This window comes from Yimella radicis, from assembly GCF_054778255.1.
Map to the genome: position 1 here is coordinate 218,692 of NZ_BAAGZR010000025.1, position 15,984 is coordinate 234,675.

At 67.9% G+C, this 15,984-nt stretch carries 19 protein-coding genes; 4 read left to right on the top strand and 15 right to left on the bottom strand.

Features of this window, described 5'->3' with window-relative positions:
- Window positions 1-78: 78 nt before the first annotated feature.
- From ACYU8W_RS14010 to ACYU8W_RS14035, 6 genes are all read right to left on the bottom strand, one after another.
- A complete protein-coding gene (locus tag ACYU8W_RS14010; RefSeq protein WP_499470004.1) occupies window positions 79-723 on the bottom strand; it encodes a hypothetical protein in 645 nt (214 codons plus the stop codon).
- Window positions 724-834: 111 nt separating this feature from the next.
- On the bottom strand, window positions 835-999 hold the full coding sequence (locus tag ACYU8W_RS14015; protein WP_170221677.1) for a hypothetical protein: 165 nt from the start codon (window positions 997-999) through the stop codon (window positions 835-837).
- 100 nt (window positions 1,000-1,099) lie between these two features.
- Window positions 1,100-2,224, bottom strand: coding sequence for an ABC transporter permease (locus tag ACYU8W_RS14020; RefSeq protein WP_499470006.1), 1,125 nt, complete (start codon window positions 2,222-2,224; stop codon window positions 1,100-1,102).
- A gap of 97 nt (window positions 2,225-2,321) precedes the next feature.
- Window positions 2,322-3,224 (bottom strand): ABC transporter ATP-binding protein, encoded by a 903-nt coding sequence (locus ACYU8W_RS14025; RefSeq protein WP_499470008.1) that lies wholly within the window; start codon window positions 3,222-3,224, stop codon window positions 2,322-2,324.
- Between the two features lie 282 nt (window positions 3,225-3,506).
- The gene (locus ACYU8W_RS14030; RefSeq protein WP_499470010.1) at window positions 3,507-4,460 is read right to left on the bottom strand and encodes a 1,4-dihydroxy-2-naphthoyl-CoA synthase; all 954 of its coding nucleotides are present in this window, start codon (window positions 4,458-4,460) and stop codon (window positions 3,507-3,509) included.
- A gap of 5 nt (window positions 4,461-4,465) precedes the next feature.
- The gene (locus ACYU8W_RS14035) at window positions 4,466-4,588 is read right to left on the bottom strand and encodes a hypothetical protein (protein ID WP_499470012.1); all 123 of its coding nucleotides are present in this window, start codon (window positions 4,586-4,588) and stop codon (window positions 4,466-4,468) included.
- 195 nt (window positions 4,589-4,783) lie between these two features.
- On the opposite strand from ACYU8W_RS14035, the gene ACYU8W_RS14040 reads away from it, so the two are divergent.
- Together ACYU8W_RS14040 and ACYU8W_RS14045 are read left to right on the top strand one after the other, a co-directional pair.
- Window positions 4,784-5,773, top strand: a complete 990-nt coding sequence (locus ACYU8W_RS14040; protein ID WP_499470014.1) for an o-succinylbenzoate synthase — start codon at window positions 4,784-4,786, stop codon at window positions 5,771-5,773.
- Complete coding sequence (locus ACYU8W_RS14045; protein ID WP_499470016.1) at window positions 5,773-5,964, top strand: hypothetical protein; 192 nt, start codon at window positions 5,773-5,775, stop codon at window positions 5,962-5,964. Before ACYU8W_RS14040 ends, ACYU8W_RS14045 begins: the two co-directional genes overlap by 1 nt.
- Before the next feature lie 38 nt (window positions 5,965-6,002).
- On the opposite strand, the gene ACYU8W_RS14050 is transcribed toward ACYU8W_RS14045, so the two are convergent.
- Window positions 6,003-6,791, bottom strand: coding sequence for an inositol monophosphatase family protein (locus ACYU8W_RS14050; protein WP_499470018.1), 789 nt, complete (start codon window positions 6,789-6,791; stop codon window positions 6,003-6,005).
- Window positions 6,792-6,816: 25 nt separating this feature from the next.
- The gene (locus ACYU8W_RS14055; RefSeq protein ID WP_499470020.1) at window positions 6,817-7,560 is read right to left on the bottom strand and encodes an SDR family NAD(P)-dependent oxidoreductase; all 744 of its coding nucleotides are present in this window, start codon (window positions 7,558-7,560) and stop codon (window positions 6,817-6,819) included.
- 49 nt (window positions 7,561-7,609) lie between these two features.
- Between ACYU8W_RS14055 and menE the strand changes: the two genes are divergently transcribed.
- Together menE and ACYU8W_RS14065 are read left to right on the top strand one after the other, a co-directional pair.
- On the top strand, window positions 7,610-8,740 hold the full coding sequence (gene menE / locus ACYU8W_RS14060) for an o-succinylbenzoate--CoA ligase (RefSeq protein WP_499470021.1): 1,131 nt from the start codon (window positions 7,610-7,612) through the stop codon (window positions 8,738-8,740).
- Window positions 8,741-8,772: 32 nt separating this feature from the next.
- The gene (locus ACYU8W_RS14065) at window positions 8,773-9,660 is read left to right on the top strand and encodes a 1,4-dihydroxy-2-naphthoate polyprenyltransferase (protein WP_129625218.1); all 888 of its coding nucleotides are present in this window, start codon (window positions 8,773-8,775) and stop codon (window positions 9,658-9,660) included.
- A gap of 80 nt (window positions 9,661-9,740) precedes the next feature.
- Here ACYU8W_RS14065 and ACYU8W_RS14070 read toward each other — a convergent pair whose 3' ends face one another.
- From ACYU8W_RS14070 to hemL, 7 genes are read right to left on the bottom strand one after another with little or no spacing between them, the layout of a single operon-like run.
- Window positions 9,741-10,004: a DUF4229 domain-containing protein gene (locus tag ACYU8W_RS14070; RefSeq protein WP_499470023.1), complete on the bottom strand. Its 264-nt coding sequence runs from the start codon at window positions 10,002-10,004 to the stop codon at window positions 9,741-9,743.
- Window positions 10,004-10,990: a c-type cytochrome biogenesis protein CcsB gene (gene ccsB, locus ACYU8W_RS14075; RefSeq protein ID WP_499470025.1), complete on the bottom strand. Its 987-nt coding sequence runs from the start codon at window positions 10,988-10,990 to the stop codon at window positions 10,004-10,006. Before ccsB ends, ACYU8W_RS14070 begins: the two co-directional genes overlap by 1 nt.
- Window positions 10,987-12,609, bottom strand: coding sequence for a cytochrome c biogenesis protein ResB (gene resB, locus ACYU8W_RS14080; RefSeq protein WP_499470027.1), 1,623 nt, complete (start codon window positions 12,607-12,609; stop codon window positions 10,987-10,989). Before resB ends, ccsB begins: the two co-directional genes overlap by 4 nt.
- Window positions 12,609-13,358 (bottom strand): cytochrome c biogenesis CcdA family protein, encoded by a 750-nt coding sequence (locus tag ACYU8W_RS14085; protein WP_499470029.1) that lies wholly within the window; start codon window positions 13,356-13,358, stop codon window positions 12,609-12,611. Before ACYU8W_RS14085 ends, resB begins: the two co-directional genes overlap by 1 nt.
- The gene (locus ACYU8W_RS14090) at window positions 13,358-13,957 is read right to left on the bottom strand and encodes a TlpA family protein disulfide reductase (RefSeq protein WP_499470031.1); all 600 of its coding nucleotides are present in this window, start codon (window positions 13,955-13,957) and stop codon (window positions 13,358-13,360) included. The genes ACYU8W_RS14085 and ACYU8W_RS14090 overlap by 1 nt, the downstream gene beginning before the upstream one ends.
- Complete coding sequence (locus tag ACYU8W_RS14095; protein WP_499470033.1) at window positions 13,954-14,595, bottom strand: histidine phosphatase family protein; 642 nt, start codon at window positions 14,593-14,595, stop codon at window positions 13,954-13,956. Before ACYU8W_RS14095 ends, ACYU8W_RS14090 begins: the two co-directional genes overlap by 4 nt.
- Window positions 14,595-15,911 carry a glutamate-1-semialdehyde 2,1-aminomutase gene (gene hemL / locus ACYU8W_RS14100; RefSeq protein ID WP_499470035.1) on the bottom strand — a complete coding sequence of 439 codons (1,317 nt, stop codon included), beginning with the start codon at window positions 15,909-15,911 and terminating at the stop codon, window positions 14,595-14,597. Before hemL ends, ACYU8W_RS14095 begins: the two co-directional genes overlap by 1 nt.
- Window positions 15,912-15,984: the final 73 nt, after the last annotated feature.

Below are 15,984 nucleotides of genomic sequence, written 5' to 3' on the forward strand. Positions count from 1 at the left end.
GCCGACGGCCAAAGGTTAACGCGTCCGGCGCCTTTCCTCCGAACCCGATTCACCGTCGCCGGACGGACGAACGGCGGGTCACCAGCGCGGCTGGTTGTTCCACTGGCCCATCTGCTGCTGCATGCGGAACTGCGAGCGCTCCTTGCCGGAGTTGACCAGCTTGACGATGCCGATGATCAGCATGATGAGGCCGAGGATCCCGATGATGGTGGCGCCGATGAGGCCGCCGCCGATCCCCCAGGCAGCCTTCGTGGCGGCTTCACTGGCCTGGTCGCCGTCCGGCACGATGGCCGAGGCGCTGCCGCAGTCGACGGCGTGATCGCCCGCCTCCTGGGCGGTGAAGCTACCGGCCGAGCCGTAGCGGCCGCCGTCGCGCGTCCAGCTGGTGTTGCCGGTCGCGCTCGACACCGGCACGTCGGCACCGGACGGCGAGGTGACCTTGCACGCGGGCACGGAGTCGCCGAGGGTGGAGTCGGTCTCGATGCCGGAGTCGGACGACGACGCACCGACGTAGGCGTAGATGTCGCGGGTCTGTCCGACCGACATGGCGACGCTCCCACCGCTGGTGACCATCGGGGCCGACTGCACCAGGTCGACGGCACCCTTCACCCCGAACACAGTGCCGACGACGAACGCCGCCGGAGCGAGCACCAGCATCATCACGGCGCCCACGATGGTGAGGGCAAGACCTCGGCGCTTGGGTTCTCCGGCGTAGTTAGACATGACTTCCTCCCTGGTCGCATCGGGGCAACTCTGTGCCCTGCGGTCGGACGCGACAGTGGCGAATCCGTTCCGCGAAACCAGCCTAAGCTGCGCGCTCCCCGACGCCGGGACCTACTCGGTGGGAGTGCGGCGCCTGCGACGTTCGGCCGCCGGGCGTTCGGGCCGGTAGGCATGTTGGCGGTGCTCGGCGCGCCGATCCATCAGGGCACGTACACCGATCGCTGCGAGTCCGAGGACGCACAGCGCGAGAATGACGTAGAGGATCGTGTTTCCCACGCGTTCGAGGTTACGCAGCACGGGTGCACAACGGTCCACAACGAAGCGTCCGACCGGTGTGGGGCGGGCCACGCCGACCGGATGCTTCGACGCCGATGTCTCAGTCCTCCCAGCGGAAGATCTTCGCTGCGATGAGCGTGAAGGCGGCGGCGAAGGCGAGCAGGATCGCCATCGGCATCAGCGCGGCGGTCGGTCCCTCGCCACGCACCATAACGTCCAACATTCCTTCGGTGAGGTGACCCATCGGCAGGAAGTTCGCAACGGTCTTGAGCCATGCCGGCGCGAAGTCGAGCGGAATGAACGCTCCGCCGAGGAAGGACATCGGCAGGACGATGAGGTTTGCGAGGCCGGACGCCGCCTCCTCGCTCTTGGAGACCGAACCGGCGATCAGTCCGATCGCCATGAACACAAGCATTCCGCACAGCGCGAGCGGCAGCGCCATGTACCAGGAACCGGTCAGCTTCAGGCCGAACACCGCCATGGCGACCGCGATGAAGAGCACGAACTGCAGCACCGCGATGACCATCGAGACCACGACACGGGAGGCCACGAGGTCCCAGGTGTTCGTCGGGGTCAGCCGCATCCGGCGCAGCAGCTTGGTCTTGCGCCAGTTGACCAGGGTCATGGCGCCGCCGAACGTGCCACCCATCGCGAGCGCGAACCCGAGCAGGCCGGGGGTGAGGTACTGGATCGGTTTGAGTGAGGCGTCCTCGACCGGCTGAGCCTGCAGCGACACCGCTGGTTTCACGCCGGCGATCGCAAGGTTCGACCGGTCGACGAACGAACTCACCGTGCCCTGGACGGTGGCGGCCCGCACCTGGTCGGCGCTGGAGTAGTGCAGCACCAGACCGCCACCGTTCTGTTCGAGGACGGCGTCGGTGTCGCCCTTCTTCAGCTTGGCCAGAGCGGCATCACGATCGGAAGTCTTGGTGACATCGAACAGTTCGTCCCACTGCTTCTTGGCGTCGGCCGGCATACGGTCGACGAACTGCACCGAACCGACCTGCGTCATCTCGGTCTTGGGGGCGTCACCGGACGAACCGTTCAGCACCCCGAACAGCAGCAGGAAGGCCAGCGGGAACGCCAGCATCCAGAACAGGATCTGCTTGTCGCGGATGAACGCCTTCCACTGCGCCCGAGCCAGCGTGGCGAAACCCTTGGGCTTGCCCAGCTGGGTGCGGCCGGTCTGTTCGGGAGCCAGAGTCTCCTCGGTGGTGTGACTCATGAGCAGCACTCCCTTTCTCCGGTCACTCCACCATCGGTGCCGGGGCCCCCGCGAAGTATCGGAGCGAGGTACGAGCGGAGAACTTCGTGGGGTGAGTTCACGCGCGGTACTCCCGTCCGGTGAGTTCGAGGAAGACGTCCTCGAGGCTGGCTCCGCTGACCCCGACGCCGCCGAGTGCCTTGCGTTCGGCGAGCGCGGTGAGCACGGGCGCCGGATCGTCGGTGATCATCGTGAGGGATTCACCGGTGTCTTCGACCGAGCGGACACCACCGATCGCGGCCGCATCCGGAACGGACATGAGGTCGCGGTCGATGGTGATCTTGTGCGGTGCGTTGATGTGCGCGATGAGAGCGCGTGGGCTGTCGACGGTGAGGATGCGTCCGTGGTCCATGATCGCGACCTGGTCGCACAGCGACTGCGCCTCGTCCATGTAGTGCGTGGTGAGGACGACGGTGCGGCCCTCGGCGTTGATGCCGCGCAGGGCGTCCCAGAGGTTGCGGCGTGCTTGTGGGTCGAGCGCTGCGGTCGGTTCGTCGAGGAAGACGACCTGCGGGTCGTGCACCAGAGCGCAGGCGATGGACAGCCGCTGGGACTGGCCACCCGACAGGTCCTCGGTGAGCGTGCCCGCCTTCTGCGTCAGACCGAACTGCTCGAGCAGAGCGTCGCAGCGCGACTCGGGTGCACCGTACAGATCGGCGAACGCCCGGATCTGTTCTCTTGCAGTCAGTTTCGGGAAGAAAGCGGCCGACTGGAACTGGACGCCGATCTTGGTGAGGATCTCGGTGTTGCGCGGCCACACCTCCACCCCGGCGATGCGCGCCGTCCCGGCGTCCGGCTTGCGGATGCCCTCGATGATCTCCAGCAGTGTGGTCTTCCCGGCACCGTTCGGGCCGAGAATGCCGAAGAAGGATCCTTCCTCGACGGTCAGGTCGACGTTGTCGACGGCTTGATGATCTCCGTACCTCTTGGACAGGCCCGTGGCCCCGATGATCTCCCCCATGTCAACACCCTAGGAAAACTGTGCGGCACAGGGTCGGACGGGGGCGCTACCGGCGCGTCAGATCCGCAGCCAACAGCATGATGCTCGCTCCGGCGGACAGTCCGGCGCGCACGTGGTTCGCCCGGGTCCATTGGGTGAGGTAGGCGTGCCAGATCGGGATCGTCTGTGGGGCGGCGGCGGGAAGTGCGGCCAGTTGGCCATGCGAGCCCGTACAGCCTCAGCGCCGCATTGAAGAAGCAGTACGGCGTAGGCCCGCAGCACTATCGGGAAGCGCGGGCCTGATCAGAAGTACCACGGGAAGGGTGACCAGTCCGGGTCCCGCTTCTCCAGGAACTGGTCGCGCCCCTCGACCGCTTCGTCGGTCATGTACGCCAACCGGGTCGCCTCACCGGCGAACACCTGCTGGCCCATCAGACCGTCATCGGTGAGGTTGAACGCGAACTTCAACATCCGTTGTGCCTGAGGCGATTTGCCCATGATCTCGCGTGCCGCCTGGAGTGCTTCGTCCTCGAGTTCGGCGTGGTCGGCGACGATGTTGACCGCGCCCATGCGGTGCATGTCCTGCGCGTTGTAGGGCCGGCCGAGGAAGAAGATCTCGCGGGCGAACTTCTGGCCGACCATCTTGGCCAGGTACGCCGAGCCGTAGCCGGCGTCGAAGGAGCCGACGTCGGCGTCCGTCTGCTTGAAGCGGGCGTGCTCGCGGGAGGCGATCGTCAGGTCGCAGACGACGTGCAGCGAGTGACCACCGCCGGCCGCCCAGCCGCCGACGACCGCGATGACGATCTTGGGCATGGTGCGGATCAGGCGCTGCACCTCGAGGATGTGCAGACGTCCGCCCTCGGCCTTGACGCGGCGTTCGTCGACGGTGTCTGCGGTCTCGCCGTCCGCGTACTGGTAGCCCGAACGACCGCGGATGCGCTGGTCACCGCCGGAACAGAACGACCACTTGCCGGCGGCACCGGATCCCTGCGGGCCGGGCCCGTTGCCGGTCAGCAGGACGACGCCGACGTCCGCGGTGCGGCGTGCGTGGTCGAGAGCCCGGTACAGCTCATCGACGGTGTGCGGCCGGAACGCGTTCAGCACCTCCGGACGGTCGAACGCGATGCGCACGCAACCGAGGTCCTTCGCGCGGTGGTAGGTGATGTCGGTGAAGTCGAACCCGTCGACCGGCTCCCACAGTTCGGGACGGAAGGGGTTGGCGCTGGTCTGCTCACTCACCCGACCGACCCTAGTCATTCCGGTCACCGACGGCGGCTGTGCCTCACGTACAGGCCGGCGCCGGCGAACAGGATGTTGCCGGCCACGACTGCGGACAGCGACAGAGGGGTGATTCCCGCCGCGCGGATCCACCCAGCGAGGATCACCAGCCAGAGGATCGATACTCCGGCCGGGGTTCCGGCGGGGGCGAACCACCATCGGGCAGGCCCGTGATCGCCACGAAACCGGCAGCCATCATCGCGATCCCGCAGATCGCCAGTGCACGAACCGTGCGGACGTACCGATGACTGTGCGGCTGCCTCCCCTGTTCACGCATGCCGCGATGTTGTCATGATGATGAGGTGAACCTTCCGGGCCCGGACAACCTCATCGCGGCGCTGCACGTCGTGTCACTCCCGCTCAACACACGGTTCCGCGGGGTCGACCACCGTGAGGTCGCACTGTTCGACGGACCTTCCGGGTGGGGCGAGTTCGGTCCGTTTTTGGAGTACGCGCCCGAGGAATCATCCAGGTGGCTGGCTGCGGCGATCGAGACGGGCTGGCACGGATTCCCTGAGGCGGTACGCGATTCGGTACCGGTCAACGCGACCGTTCCCGCCGTCGCCGACCACGAGGTGGAGTACGTGCTGGCGCGGTACGACGGGTGCCGCACCGCGAAGGTCAAGGTCGCCGAACGCGGTCAGTCACTGACCGACGACCTGGCCCGCGTCGCTGCGACCCGCGTGGTGATGGGTCCGGACGCCCGCATCCGGGTCGATGCCAACGGCGGCTGGACGGTGGACGACGCCCTGGACGCGATCGCCCAGCTCGCCCCGTACGGCCTGGAGTACGTGGAGCAGCCCTGCACCCGGGTCGAGGACCTCGCCGCTCTGCGAGTGGCATTGGCCCGCAACGGGATCGACGTCCTGGTCGCAGCGGACGAGTCGATCCGCAAGGCCGAGGATCCGTTCCGGGTCAAGGAACTGGACGCTGCCGACGTCGCGGTCGTGAAGGTCGCCCCGCTCGGCGGCGTCCGGAACGCCCTCCGGATCGCCGAACAGATCGACCTGCCCGTCGTCGTGTCGTCGGCGCTCGAGAGCAGTGTCGGCATGTCGGCGGGAGTCGCATTCGCAGCCGCGCTTCCGGACCTGCCGTTCGCGTGCGGTCTGGGAACGATCGAACTGTTCGACGCAGACGTGGTCACCGATTCCGTCGTGCCGCACGATGGTTCGCTGTCCGTCCGAACAGTCACTCCGGAGCCGGAACTGCTCGACCGGTGGGCGGCGTCTCCCGACCGCATCCAGTGGTGGAAGCGACGCGTCCACGACGCCTACGCTCATCTACCCCGCTGATGGCTCGCTCACGCAAGGCGAAGGTCGCCGACGTCCACGAGATTGCCGCCGGCATGCCGCACACGACCTGCACCGACGCCCGCGTCTACCAGGTGGGCGGAAAGTCGTTCGTCTTCTTCCGCACCGAACGTCCGGACGCCGTCGACCCCGAGACCGGCGAACCCTACGACGAGCAACTCGAAAGTCCGTAAGAAGGGCGCGTTGACCCGCGCGTTCTGCGGACTTTCGGTCAGGCGGTCGCGGCCGAGTGCCTGGCGAGTTCGGAGCGCACCCGGTCGAAGGTGGTGCGATCGCCGGCCGCGAGGAGCGGGGTCTGCAAAGAGGTCGGGTCGTAGGGCGAACCGTCCGCATAACCGACGGTTCCTCCGGTCTCGGCCAGCAGCAGCGAGCCGGGCGCGTGGTCCCAGGGCATCGAGCCGCCGTACAGCAGGAAGTCGGCATCACCGGCCGCCAGATGCGGGTAGTCGACTCCGCAGCAGACCCACGACAGCTTCAGCGGCGGCAGGTCACCGATCTGCTCGTTCAGCAGCGAGTGTCGGGACGTGTGTCCGGATAGCGTCTCCTGGTTGCGTTCCACCGATTCCAGTCGAGTGCCGTTGCGGAAGGCTCCCGCCCCGCGCTCGGCGACGTACGCCGTCTGGTATTCCGGCTGCCAGATGATCCCGCGCAGCACTTCGGGTCCACGCATCTCGGCGACCATCAACGCGTGATCGGGAGAACCGTTGACGAAGTTCTTCGTGCCGTCGATCGGGTCGACCGTGAACCAGTGATCTGCGTCCGGGGTGCGTTTGAGGATCGACGGGTCGGCAGCGACGGCTTCCTCGCCGACGATCAACGCGTCCGGGTAGGCGTCCGTGAGGCGGGCGGCGATCGCCAGTTCCGACTCGCGGTCGGCGACGGTCACCAGGTCGCCCGGGTTCTTCTCCATCACCTCGTGCGCGGCGAGGGATCTGAATCGAGGGGTGACGATCTCGGCGGCGACTTCCTGCAACAGGCCCAGCAACTGGTCGTTGTCCACGCGGCCATTGTGCCGGTCGGCAGGATCAGCCGGTGCGGTGGACCTTGTGCGCAGCCGCCTGCGCCCGCGGGCGGACGACGAGTTGGTCGATGTTCACGTGCTCGGGCAGGGACGCGACCCATGCGACGGTGTCGGCGATGTCGTCCTGCGACAGCGGTGCCTCGACCCCGTCGTAGACCGCTTCGGCCTTCGTCGCGTCGCCGTGGAAACGGACCAGCGAGAACTCGTCCGACTTGACCATGCCCGGATCGATCTCGCAGACCCGCACCGGCTGGTCGACCAGCTCCAGGCGCAGCGCCATCATCAGCGAGCGGACGGCGGCCTTCACACCGCAGTAACCGGCGCCGCCCTCGTACGCGACCAGCCCGGCCACCGAGCCGATGGTGATGATCGCGCCGTGCGCGCTCTTCAGAGCCGGCAACAGGGCCTGGATGGACGCAGCCACGCCGATCACGTTGGTGTCGTACATCGCCCGCCACTCCTCTAGCTTGGCGTCGGCGACATGCTCGGTACCGATCGCTCCGCCGGCGTTGGCGACGAGGACGTCGAGCCGGTTGCCGACCTCGTCGACCAATCGCTCGATGTCCTCGGGCTCGGTCACGTCACAGGTGACGGCTCGGCCGCCGATCTGCGCCGCGAGTTCCTCGATGCGCTCGGTGCGGCGCGCCGCGCAGATCACCTCGAACCCGTCCGCCGCGAGCCGTCGGGCCGTCGCCCGTCCGATGCCGCTGCTCGCTCCGGTCACCACTGCCACTCGCTTGTCAACCATGGGCACAGGCTAGGGATGAGCGGCGGGACGCGGGTCGTAGGGTCGGACCGTGACCCGCCTCCTCCCGTTCGTCGTCGATCCACGCGACTTGCGCAACTACCGGCGAGCGCTGCACGAGGCGTTGAACGGCGGGGACGCGATCGCGCCACTGACGGACGCCGGTGCACCGGAGGAGACCGACGTACCGGCCGGGGTCGCCCTTGTGGTCTCGACCAGCGGCTCCACCGGACGACCCAAGCGAGCGATGCTCACCGCCGACAACCTGCGCGCCAGTGCGACCGCGACACACGACCGGCTGGGCGGCCCTGGCCAATGGCTGCTGCCGATGCCGCCGCAACACATCGCCGGTACCCAGGTGCTGATCCGCTCGATCGTGGCCGGCACCGAACCTGTCGGTCTCGGAAGGTTCGGTAACGACGAATTCGTCCGCGCCACAGCCGAACTGACCGGCGAGCGCCGATACACCTCGCTCGTGCCGACCCAACTGGTCCGGCTGCTGGACAGCGACGCCCTGACCGCACTGCGCTCCTACGACGCGATCCTGCTCGGCGGCGCGGCGAGCGCACCGGCGCTGCTGCAACGAGCCGCTGATGCCGGCGTCCGCGTGCACACGACGTACGGGATGAGTGAGACCGCCGGCGGGTGTGTGTACGACGGAGTCCCGCTCGAGGGCACCACTGTCGAACTGAACGACGACCGAATCACCTTGCGCGGCAACACCGTTGCCCTCGGCTACTTGGGTGAACCCGAACTCACGACCGAGGTCTTCGACGCCGAGGGTGGTTTCCGCACCGGGGACCTCGGCCGGTTCGTCGACGGCCGCCTGCGGGTGCTCGGACGCGCCGACGACCTCATCAACACCGGCGGTATGAAGGTCGCACCGCGCCTCGTCGAGGACGCGTTGTCCCACCTTCCACAGGTCCGCGAAAGCGTCGTGCTCGGCACCGACCACCCCGAATGGGGGCAGGTTGTCAGCGCGGCCGTGGTCGCCCGTTCGCCGATCACGCTCGCCGGTATCCGTGAAACCCTCGCCGCGGACCTGCCGCCGTACGCCCTCCCCCGACGCCTGCTCGTGCTCGACGAACTCCCCCTGCGCGGCCCCGGCAAGCCCGACCGCCTGGCGCTGCGGACCTCCGATCAGTGGCAAGATTGGATGACCCCTGCCGTCGCCGAACCCTGATTCGGCCTGCCCTCCTGGAGCACGCACCGCCCATGGCAACCCTGAACCAGTGGATCGCCGGCGCCCGCCCGCGCACCCTGCCCGCCGCCGTCGCGCCCGTCGCCGTCGGCACCGGTGCGTCCTACCTGCTGCCACGCGGCGCGAACCTCGGGTACGCGCTGCTCGCGCTGCTCGTCGCGGCCTTGCTGCAGATCGGGGTCAACTACGCCAACGACTACTCCGACGGCATCCGCGGCACCGATGAGGACCGCGTCGGCCCCGTCCGCCTGGTCGGGCAACGGCTCGCCACCCCGTCCAACGTGAAGCTGGCCGCGTTCATCGCCTTCTTCTGGGCGGCGTTCTGCGGGTTCGCGCTGATCACCCTGTCGAGCACCTGGTGGCTGTTGCTCGGCGGTGTCGCGTCGATCTGGGCGGCGTGGAAGTACACCGGCGGAGACAAGCCCTACGGCTACATGGGTCTGGGCGAACTGTTCGTCTTCATCTTCTTCGGGCTCGTCGCGACGCTCGGCACGACCTACACGCAGGCCAAAGAACTCAACCTCGCCTCCATCGCCGGGGCGATCGGAGTAGGTGCGCTCGCCGTCGCGATCCTGCTGGTCAACAACCTGCGCGACATCCCCGGCGACACCGTCTCGGGCAAGCGCACGCTCGCCGTCCGCATCGGTGACAAGGCCACCCGGACGCTGTTCGTGGCGATGTACGCCGTCGCCGCCGTCGTCGTGGTACTCATCGCGATCGGCCACCCGTACGCGGCGCTCGGGTTCGTGGGTCTGCTGCCGGCGATCCTGCCGGTTCGCACGGTGCTGTCGGGCAAGAAGGGGCGCGACCTCGTCCCCGCGCTCGCCGGTGCCGGACTGACCAGCCTCACCTACGGCCTCGCGCTCGGTCTCGGTCTCTACCTCGCATTTCGCCTCGGCTGACGCACTGCGAATGTCATGAAGGGTGAGGCGCTGACGCCTCACCCTTCATGACGTTCGCGCCACATTCGCGCCCGAGACACTCAGCGGTCGGTGTACTCCTGCGATTCCTCGTCCTGTTCGTCCTCGGCCGTACGGTGGTCGTCGGTGCGCTCGCGGCGCTCGGTGACCTTCTCCTCGAGTTTCTGGGCGACCTGCTCGCGCGGGCCGGCCAACACGAACACCGAGATGATCGCGGAGACCACCGCCGACAGCAGAAGCAGCTGCCAGCCGCGCAACTGGGCGAGCCAGAGCGCGCAGAGGACGCCGAAGAAGATCAGCAGGCGAAGGACGGTGTAGCGCGCCATCACATACCCGAGTACGAGTGCTGACCGACGATGAACACGTTGACGATGCCGTAGTTGATCAGCACGCAGGCGAACCCGGCGAGCGCGACGTAGATCGACTTGCGGCCGCTCCAACCGGCGGTCATGCGGGCGTGCAGGTAGGCGGCGTAGAGCACCCAGATGATGAGCGTCCAGACCTCCTTGGGGTCCCAGGCCCAGTAGCGGCCCCAGGCCTCCTGCGCCCAGATCGCACCGGCGATGAGGGTGAACGTCCACAGCGGGAAGGCGATGATCAGGACGCCGTACGCCAGGCGGTCGAGCGTGTCCTTGCCGGGGACGGCGTCCATGAAGGCCAGTTTGCCCGGCTGACGTTCACGCCAGGACTGCATGAACCACAGCGCGTGCAGCACGAACGCGACGGTGAACAGCGCGACGGACAGGGTCGCCACGGAGACGTGGATCGAGAGCCAGTAGCTGCGCAGCGACGGCATCAACTGGCTGGCCTCGGTGAAGAACACCATCGCGGCGAGCATCTCGAACAGCACGACCGTGCCGGTGACGAATGCACCGAGCCAACGGACGTCGTGGCGCAGCGCCCACAGCAGGTAGCAGAGCATCACGAATGCCGAGCCGACGATCGCGAACTCGTACATGTTGCCCAGCGGCGGACGGTGCACCGAGAACGCACGTGCGGCGACGGACCCGACGAGCAGCAACGTGCCGAGCCAGGCCAGCGAGATGCCGATGCCGCCCCACTGGCGCTTCTCGGGCGCGCCAGGCGTGTCGACCTCGGTCAGGACGGCGGTGTCGCCGGCCTCCTCGATCTGCTCGTGGGTGCGCGCCGTGCGACGGGCCTGCGCCCGGGCGACGCGTCCGGGGTGCCCGGCGAGGTCGAGCGTGAAAGAGAGCATCGCGAGGGTCAGCACCAGCGCGGACGACCACAGCAGGTCGACGCCGATCTCAGCGAGGGACTCGTTCACCTCGCTCGCTACGAAGGACGTGATCATCGTGCACCTGCTTTCTTCACCTGTTCAGGGTACGTGGCGTCGGTGGCGCCACCTCGAAGCGTCTGCATCAGCTCGTCGACCGCGAGCTGCAGGCGTGGGTCGTCACCCTTGGCCAGGGCACCGACCTGGACGCGGTTGGTGCCCTCCCCGTCCGGTGTGACCCGCACGAAGATGCGGCGGCGGCGAAGCACCATCGACATGACCAGGCCGATGAGACCCAAGGTGGCGCCGATCAGCGCCGGCAGCTTGCCGGGGTCGGAGCGCACCGACAGTCCGGCCCAGCGCGGCACCGATTCCAGGGTGATCGAACCGCGGCCGCCGGGCAGCTGGATGGTCTCACCGGGGCGGATCATCATCCGCAGCGGTTCACCGTTCTGCGCCTTCACCTGGGTCATCTCGCGGGTGTCGAGCGAGAAGACCGACTGCGGGCGTCCGCCCGGGAAGAGATTGCCCTCGTAGAGACCAAGGACGAGCGCGGGCTTTCGCAGGTCGGGGAAGGTGGAGTACGGGCCCTGCTTGTCGTCGAAGTCGACCGACGGGAGGAAGAGCCCGAAGAAACCCAGCTGCTTGGGCGCGGAACCGGTCACCTTGATGGCGCCCACCGAGCGGTAGTTGTTGTCCTGCGGCAGGAACGGCGTGGCGTCCTCGTACAGGACGTTGCCTCGGGCGTCTCGCACGACGACCTTCGGTGCGTACCCGTTGCCGAGCAGGAAGACGTCCGAACCGCCGATGCTGAGCGGATGGTTGACCGAGATCTGCGACTTCTGCGGCGACCCGCCTTCGCCGTCCTGGGTGGTGACGGACGCGGTGAAGCTGCGCGGCTGCCCGAACTGCGGGGAGTCCTGCGGCACGTTCTCCTCGAACGCGACATCGAGTTTGTCCATAGTCAGCGACCACGGGGCCAGCTTCTCCAGGTCGACCCACGGGCCCGGGTCGATCGTGTCGTAACGGGTCATGGTCGAGGAGAACTCGCTCTTCTCCGGCACGATGATATCGCCGCGCCAACCGAGCAGCGAACCCATCGCGACCGCCACGATGACGATCACCAGCGACAGGTGGAACAGCAGGTTGCCGGTCTCGCGCATCCGGCCGCCCTCTGCCGCGAGTTCGTGGGTGTCCTGGGTGCGGGCGTCGTCGCCGGAGTCTTCCCTCAGGCGATAGTGCTTGCGCCCCAACACTTCTCGCGCGGTGGCGATGATCTTCGCAGGGTCACCCGCAACCCTTTCGTCGGCGCTCGCCTGCAGGCGTCCCAGACGCGCGGGCACCTGCGGAATGGGTGAGCGCAGCGAGTTGTAGTGGATGCGCATCCGTGGGATGACACAGCCGAGCAGCGAGATCACCAGCAGGATGTAGATGGCCGCGAACCAGGGGCTGGAGAAGACGTCGAAGAAGCCGAACCGGTCGAGCCAGGGCCCGGTGGTCTTGTGCTGGTCGAGGTACTCGGTCACCCGCTGGGCGTTGATCGAGCGCTGCGGGAAGATCGAGCCCGGCACCGCCGCCACCGACAGCATCAACAGCAGGAACAGCGCCGTGCGCATCGAGGTCAGCTGGCGCCACAACCAGCGCAGGGTGCCGACGAGACCGAGTTTGGGTTGTGCGGTCCGCGTGCTCGTACCCATCAGATCACCGTCCGGAATCCGTCGACGCCGACAAGGTTCGTCTGCATCCAGACAATGAACTGCTCCCAAACTCCGAGGACCATCAGGACTCCGACCAACAGCATCAGCCCGCCACCGACCCACTGGATCGGACGGTGGTGATCACGCAACCAGCGCGAGGCACGCTCGGCCCGCGCCCACCCGGCGGCGATGAGTACGAACGGGATCCCGAGCCCGATCGCGTAACAGATCGCGAGCACGACGCCGCGTCCGACGATGCCGCCGTCGCCGGCCAGCGGCGCGTTGACGGTCAGGATCGCCCCGTAGACCGGGCCGATGCACGGGACCATCCCTAGCCCGAACGCGACGCCGAGCAGGGGTGCTCCGGCCAGCCCCGCGGTCGGCCGCCAGTGCACCGGCAAGCCGCGTTGCCCGATGAAACCGAGGTAGACCAGCGCCAGCAGGATGACCACGACGCCGGCGACCCGGGTGATCGCGGCACGGTGCAATTGCGTTGCCTCCAGGGCGAATCCGAGCGCCACCGCAACCGACACGAGTACGGCGCCGAAACCGAGCACGAACAACAACGCGCCGGTGACCAGGCGGGTCCTTCGTTGCTCGTCGGTGAGGCCGGTGACGTAGGCGAGGAAGCCGGGCACGAGCGGTAACACGCACGGCGAGGCGAATGAGACGACGCCGGCGAGCAGGGCCAACGCGATCGCCGCCGGCAGACTGCCGGAGACGACCATCGAGCCGACGTCTGCGAGCACTAGGACGACTTCAGGACGTCGTCGACCAGACCGTTGAGCGTGCTCTCGGTGACCTGGCCGGAGACCCGCGCGGCGATGCGGTGCTGCTTGTCCAGGACGAGCGTGGTCGGGTAGGCGCGCACCATGCCCTGCAGCGACAACAGCGCCCGGCCGCCGTCCTCGGCGAGCGAGGGGTAGCTGATCGCGAACTTGTCGAGGGTGGCCTGCGCCCGCTGCACGGAGTCACGCTGGTTGATACCGAGCATCACCACCGGCTTGCCGGAGTCCTGCCAACCGGTCCACGCCTTCTGCAGGTGCGGAAGTTCCTCCTGGCACGGCGGGCACCAGGCTCCCCACACGTTGAGGACGACGACCTTGCCGGTCGCCTGGTCACTGCTCCACTGCGTGCCGTCGAGCAGCTTGCCGGACAGGCTCACCGGCTTGCCCCGCTCACCCGAACCGATCTGTTCGATGGTGCCGTCACCGGCGACGTACCCCTTGGAATCGCCCTTGTTCGCCTGCGCGCCGATCGAATTGGGGTCGTCCGAACAGGCAGCCAACGACCCGGCCAACAGAACGGCAACAGCACCTGCGGTCAGACGACGAAACACTCGGGTCATGCTCCGGGCACCTTGGACGCGCGCGCCAGCAACTCACCGGCCGGCTCGGAGTACTGGATGCTCAACAGTTCGTCACCGGCGAACGTGAGGCTGGTGACGGACGCGAGCGCACACTCGCGCTGACGCGGGTCGTGCCACAGGCGGCGTCCCTCGAAGGACAACCGCGCCGTCCAGACCGGCAACTGGTGACTGACGATCACGGCTTCGTGACCGGAGGCGGCCACCCGGGCGTCATGGATCGCAGCGCGCATCCGGGTCGCGATCTGCTCGTAGGGCTCGCCCCAGGACGGCTGGATGGGGTTGACCAGTTTGGGCCACAGGCGCGGGTTGAGCAGCTGTTTGGGGTTCGAACCGACGGTCATGCCCTCGAAGTCGTTGGCCGCCTCGACGACGCGATCGTCGAGGGTGACCTCCTGGCGCAGCGTCTCGGCCAGCGGCTCCATCGTCTCCTGGGCGCGCTCCAGTGGAGAGCTCACCAGGTGGGTCACGTCGTGCGACTGGAGGTACTCCCCCACCCGTACGGCCATCTCGCGACCGAGCTGCGAGAGATGGAAGTCGGGCATCCGTCCGTACAGCAGCGCCTCGGGGTTCTCGACCTCGCCGTGACGGACCAGGTGAACGACGGTACGAGCAGCCATCAGCGGCTTCCTTCCGTGACGGCGCGGACCGCGCCCGGCAACGCCTCGATCACCTTGGACACTGCGGCGTCGTCGTGGGACGCGCTGACGAACCAGGCCTCGTACGCGCTCGGCGGCAGGTGGACGCCCTGGTCGAGCATCCCGTGGAAGAACCGTCCGAACGCCTCGGTGTCCTGGGCCTTGGCGTCGTCATAGTTGCGCACCGGGCGGTCGCGGAAGAAGACGCTGAACATCGACCCGGCCCACTGCACGACGTGCGGCACTCCGGCCTTGTCGAGTTCCTCGCTCGCGGCTGCGGCGATCGCGCGGGCGGCCACCTCCAGACGTCCGTAGACGTCGGGGGTGCAGCCCTGCAAAGTAGCCAGTCCGGCCGCCGTGGCAACAGGGTTACCCGACAAGGTGCCGGCCTGGTAGACGGGGCCGTCGGGAGCCAGGCGGCTCATGATGTCGGCGCGACCACCGAACGCGGCGGCCGGGAAGCCACCGCCCATCACCTTGCCGAACGTGAACAGGTCGGGCACGCCGTCGCCCTGCGGACCTTCCAGGCCGAACCAGCCCGCCTGCGAACAACGGAAACCGGTCATGACCTCGTCGCTGATCAGCAGCGCCCCGTGGTCGCGGGTGACGCGACGCAGCGCGGCGGTGAAGCCCTCGGCCGGCGGGACGAGGCCCATGTTTCCCGGGCTCGCCTCGGTGATGACGCAGGCGATCTCGTCACCGTGCTCGACGAACGCAGCCTGGAGCGCAGGAATGTCGTTGTAGGGCAACACGATCGTGTCGTGCGCATTCGATTCGGGGACACCCGCGGAGTCGGGCAGCGCGAACGTCGCGACACCGGAACCGGCCTGGGCGAGCAGAGCGTCGACGTGTCCGTGGTAGCAACCGGCGAACTTCACGACCTTCGTCCGGCCGGTGAATCCGCGCGCCAGCCGCAGTGCGCTCATCGTCGCCTCGGTGCCGCTGCTGACCAGGCGCACCTGCTCGACGGGCTCGACCCGGCGGACGATCTCCTCGGCGAGCGCGACCTCGTTCTCGCTCGGCGTGCCGAAGGAGAAGCCCTTCGCCGCAGCCTCGCTCACCGCACGCTCTACGTCGGGGTGGGCGTGGCCGAGGATCATCGGGCCCCAGGAGCAGATGAGATCGACGTATTCGTTGCCGTCGACATCGGTCAGCCACGGACCCTTCGCCGAGGCGATGAAGCGGGGCGTGCCACCGACGCCGCGGAACGCGCGGACCGGGGAGTTCACACCACCGGGCGTGACCCGGCGGGCTCGGTCGAGCAGGGCAGCGGAAGCCGACGTCGAAGCGGTGGACATGAGGCCAGTGTCCCACGTGGGAGCGGTCAACCGAAATCCGCGCCCACGACGTCAGCCCGGGTTCACAGTCGAT

Coding starts and splice junctions, on each gene's coding strand:
- ACYU8W_RS14010 (WP_499470004.1), bottom strand. CDS start 723: ATGTCTAACTACGCCGGAGAACCCAAGCGCCGAGGTCTTGCCCTCACC.
- ACYU8W_RS14020 (WP_499470006.1), bottom strand. CDS start 2,224: ATGAGTCACACCACCGAGGAGACTCTGGCTCCCGAACAGACCGGCCGC.
- ACYU8W_RS14025 (WP_499470008.1), bottom strand. CDS start 3,224: ATGGGGGAGATCATCGGGGCCACGGGCCTGTCCAAGAGGTACGGAGAT.
- ACYU8W_RS14030 (WP_499470010.1), bottom strand. CDS start 4,460: ATGACTAGGGTCGGTCGGGTGAGTGAGCAGACCAGCGCCAACCCCTTC.
- ACYU8W_RS14045 (WP_499470016.1), top strand. CDS start 5,773: ATGGCTCGCTCACGCAAGGCGAAGGTCGCCGACGTCCACGAGATTGCC.
- ACYU8W_RS14055 (WP_499470020.1), bottom strand. CDS start 7,560: ATGGTTGACAAGCGAGTGGCAGTGGTGACCGGAGCGAGCAGCGGCATC.
- ACYU8W_RS14065 (WP_129625218.1), top strand. CDS start 8,773: ATGGCAACCCTGAACCAGTGGATCGCCGGCGCCCGCCCGCGCACCCTG.
- ACYU8W_RS14070 (WP_499470023.1), bottom strand. CDS start 10,004: ATGGCGCGCTACACCGTCCTTCGCCTGCTGATCTTCTTCGGCGTCCTC.
- ccsB (WP_499470025.1), bottom strand. CDS start 10,990: ATGATCACGTCCTTCGTAGCGAGCGAGGTGAACGAGTCCCTCGCTGAG.
- resB (WP_499470027.1), bottom strand. CDS start 12,609: ATGGGTACGAGCACGCGGACCGCACAACCCAAACTCGGTCTCGTCGGC.
- ACYU8W_RS14090 (WP_499470031.1), bottom strand. CDS start 13,957: ATGACCCGAGTGTTTCGTCGTCTGACCGCAGGTGCTGTTGCCGTTCTG.
- ACYU8W_RS14095 (WP_499470033.1), bottom strand. CDS start 14,595: ATGGCTGCTCGTACCGTCGTTCACCTGGTCCGTCACGGCGAGGTCGAG.
- hemL (WP_499470035.1), bottom strand. CDS start 15,911: ATGTCCACCGCTTCGACGTCGGCTTCCGCTGCCCTGCTCGACCGAGCC.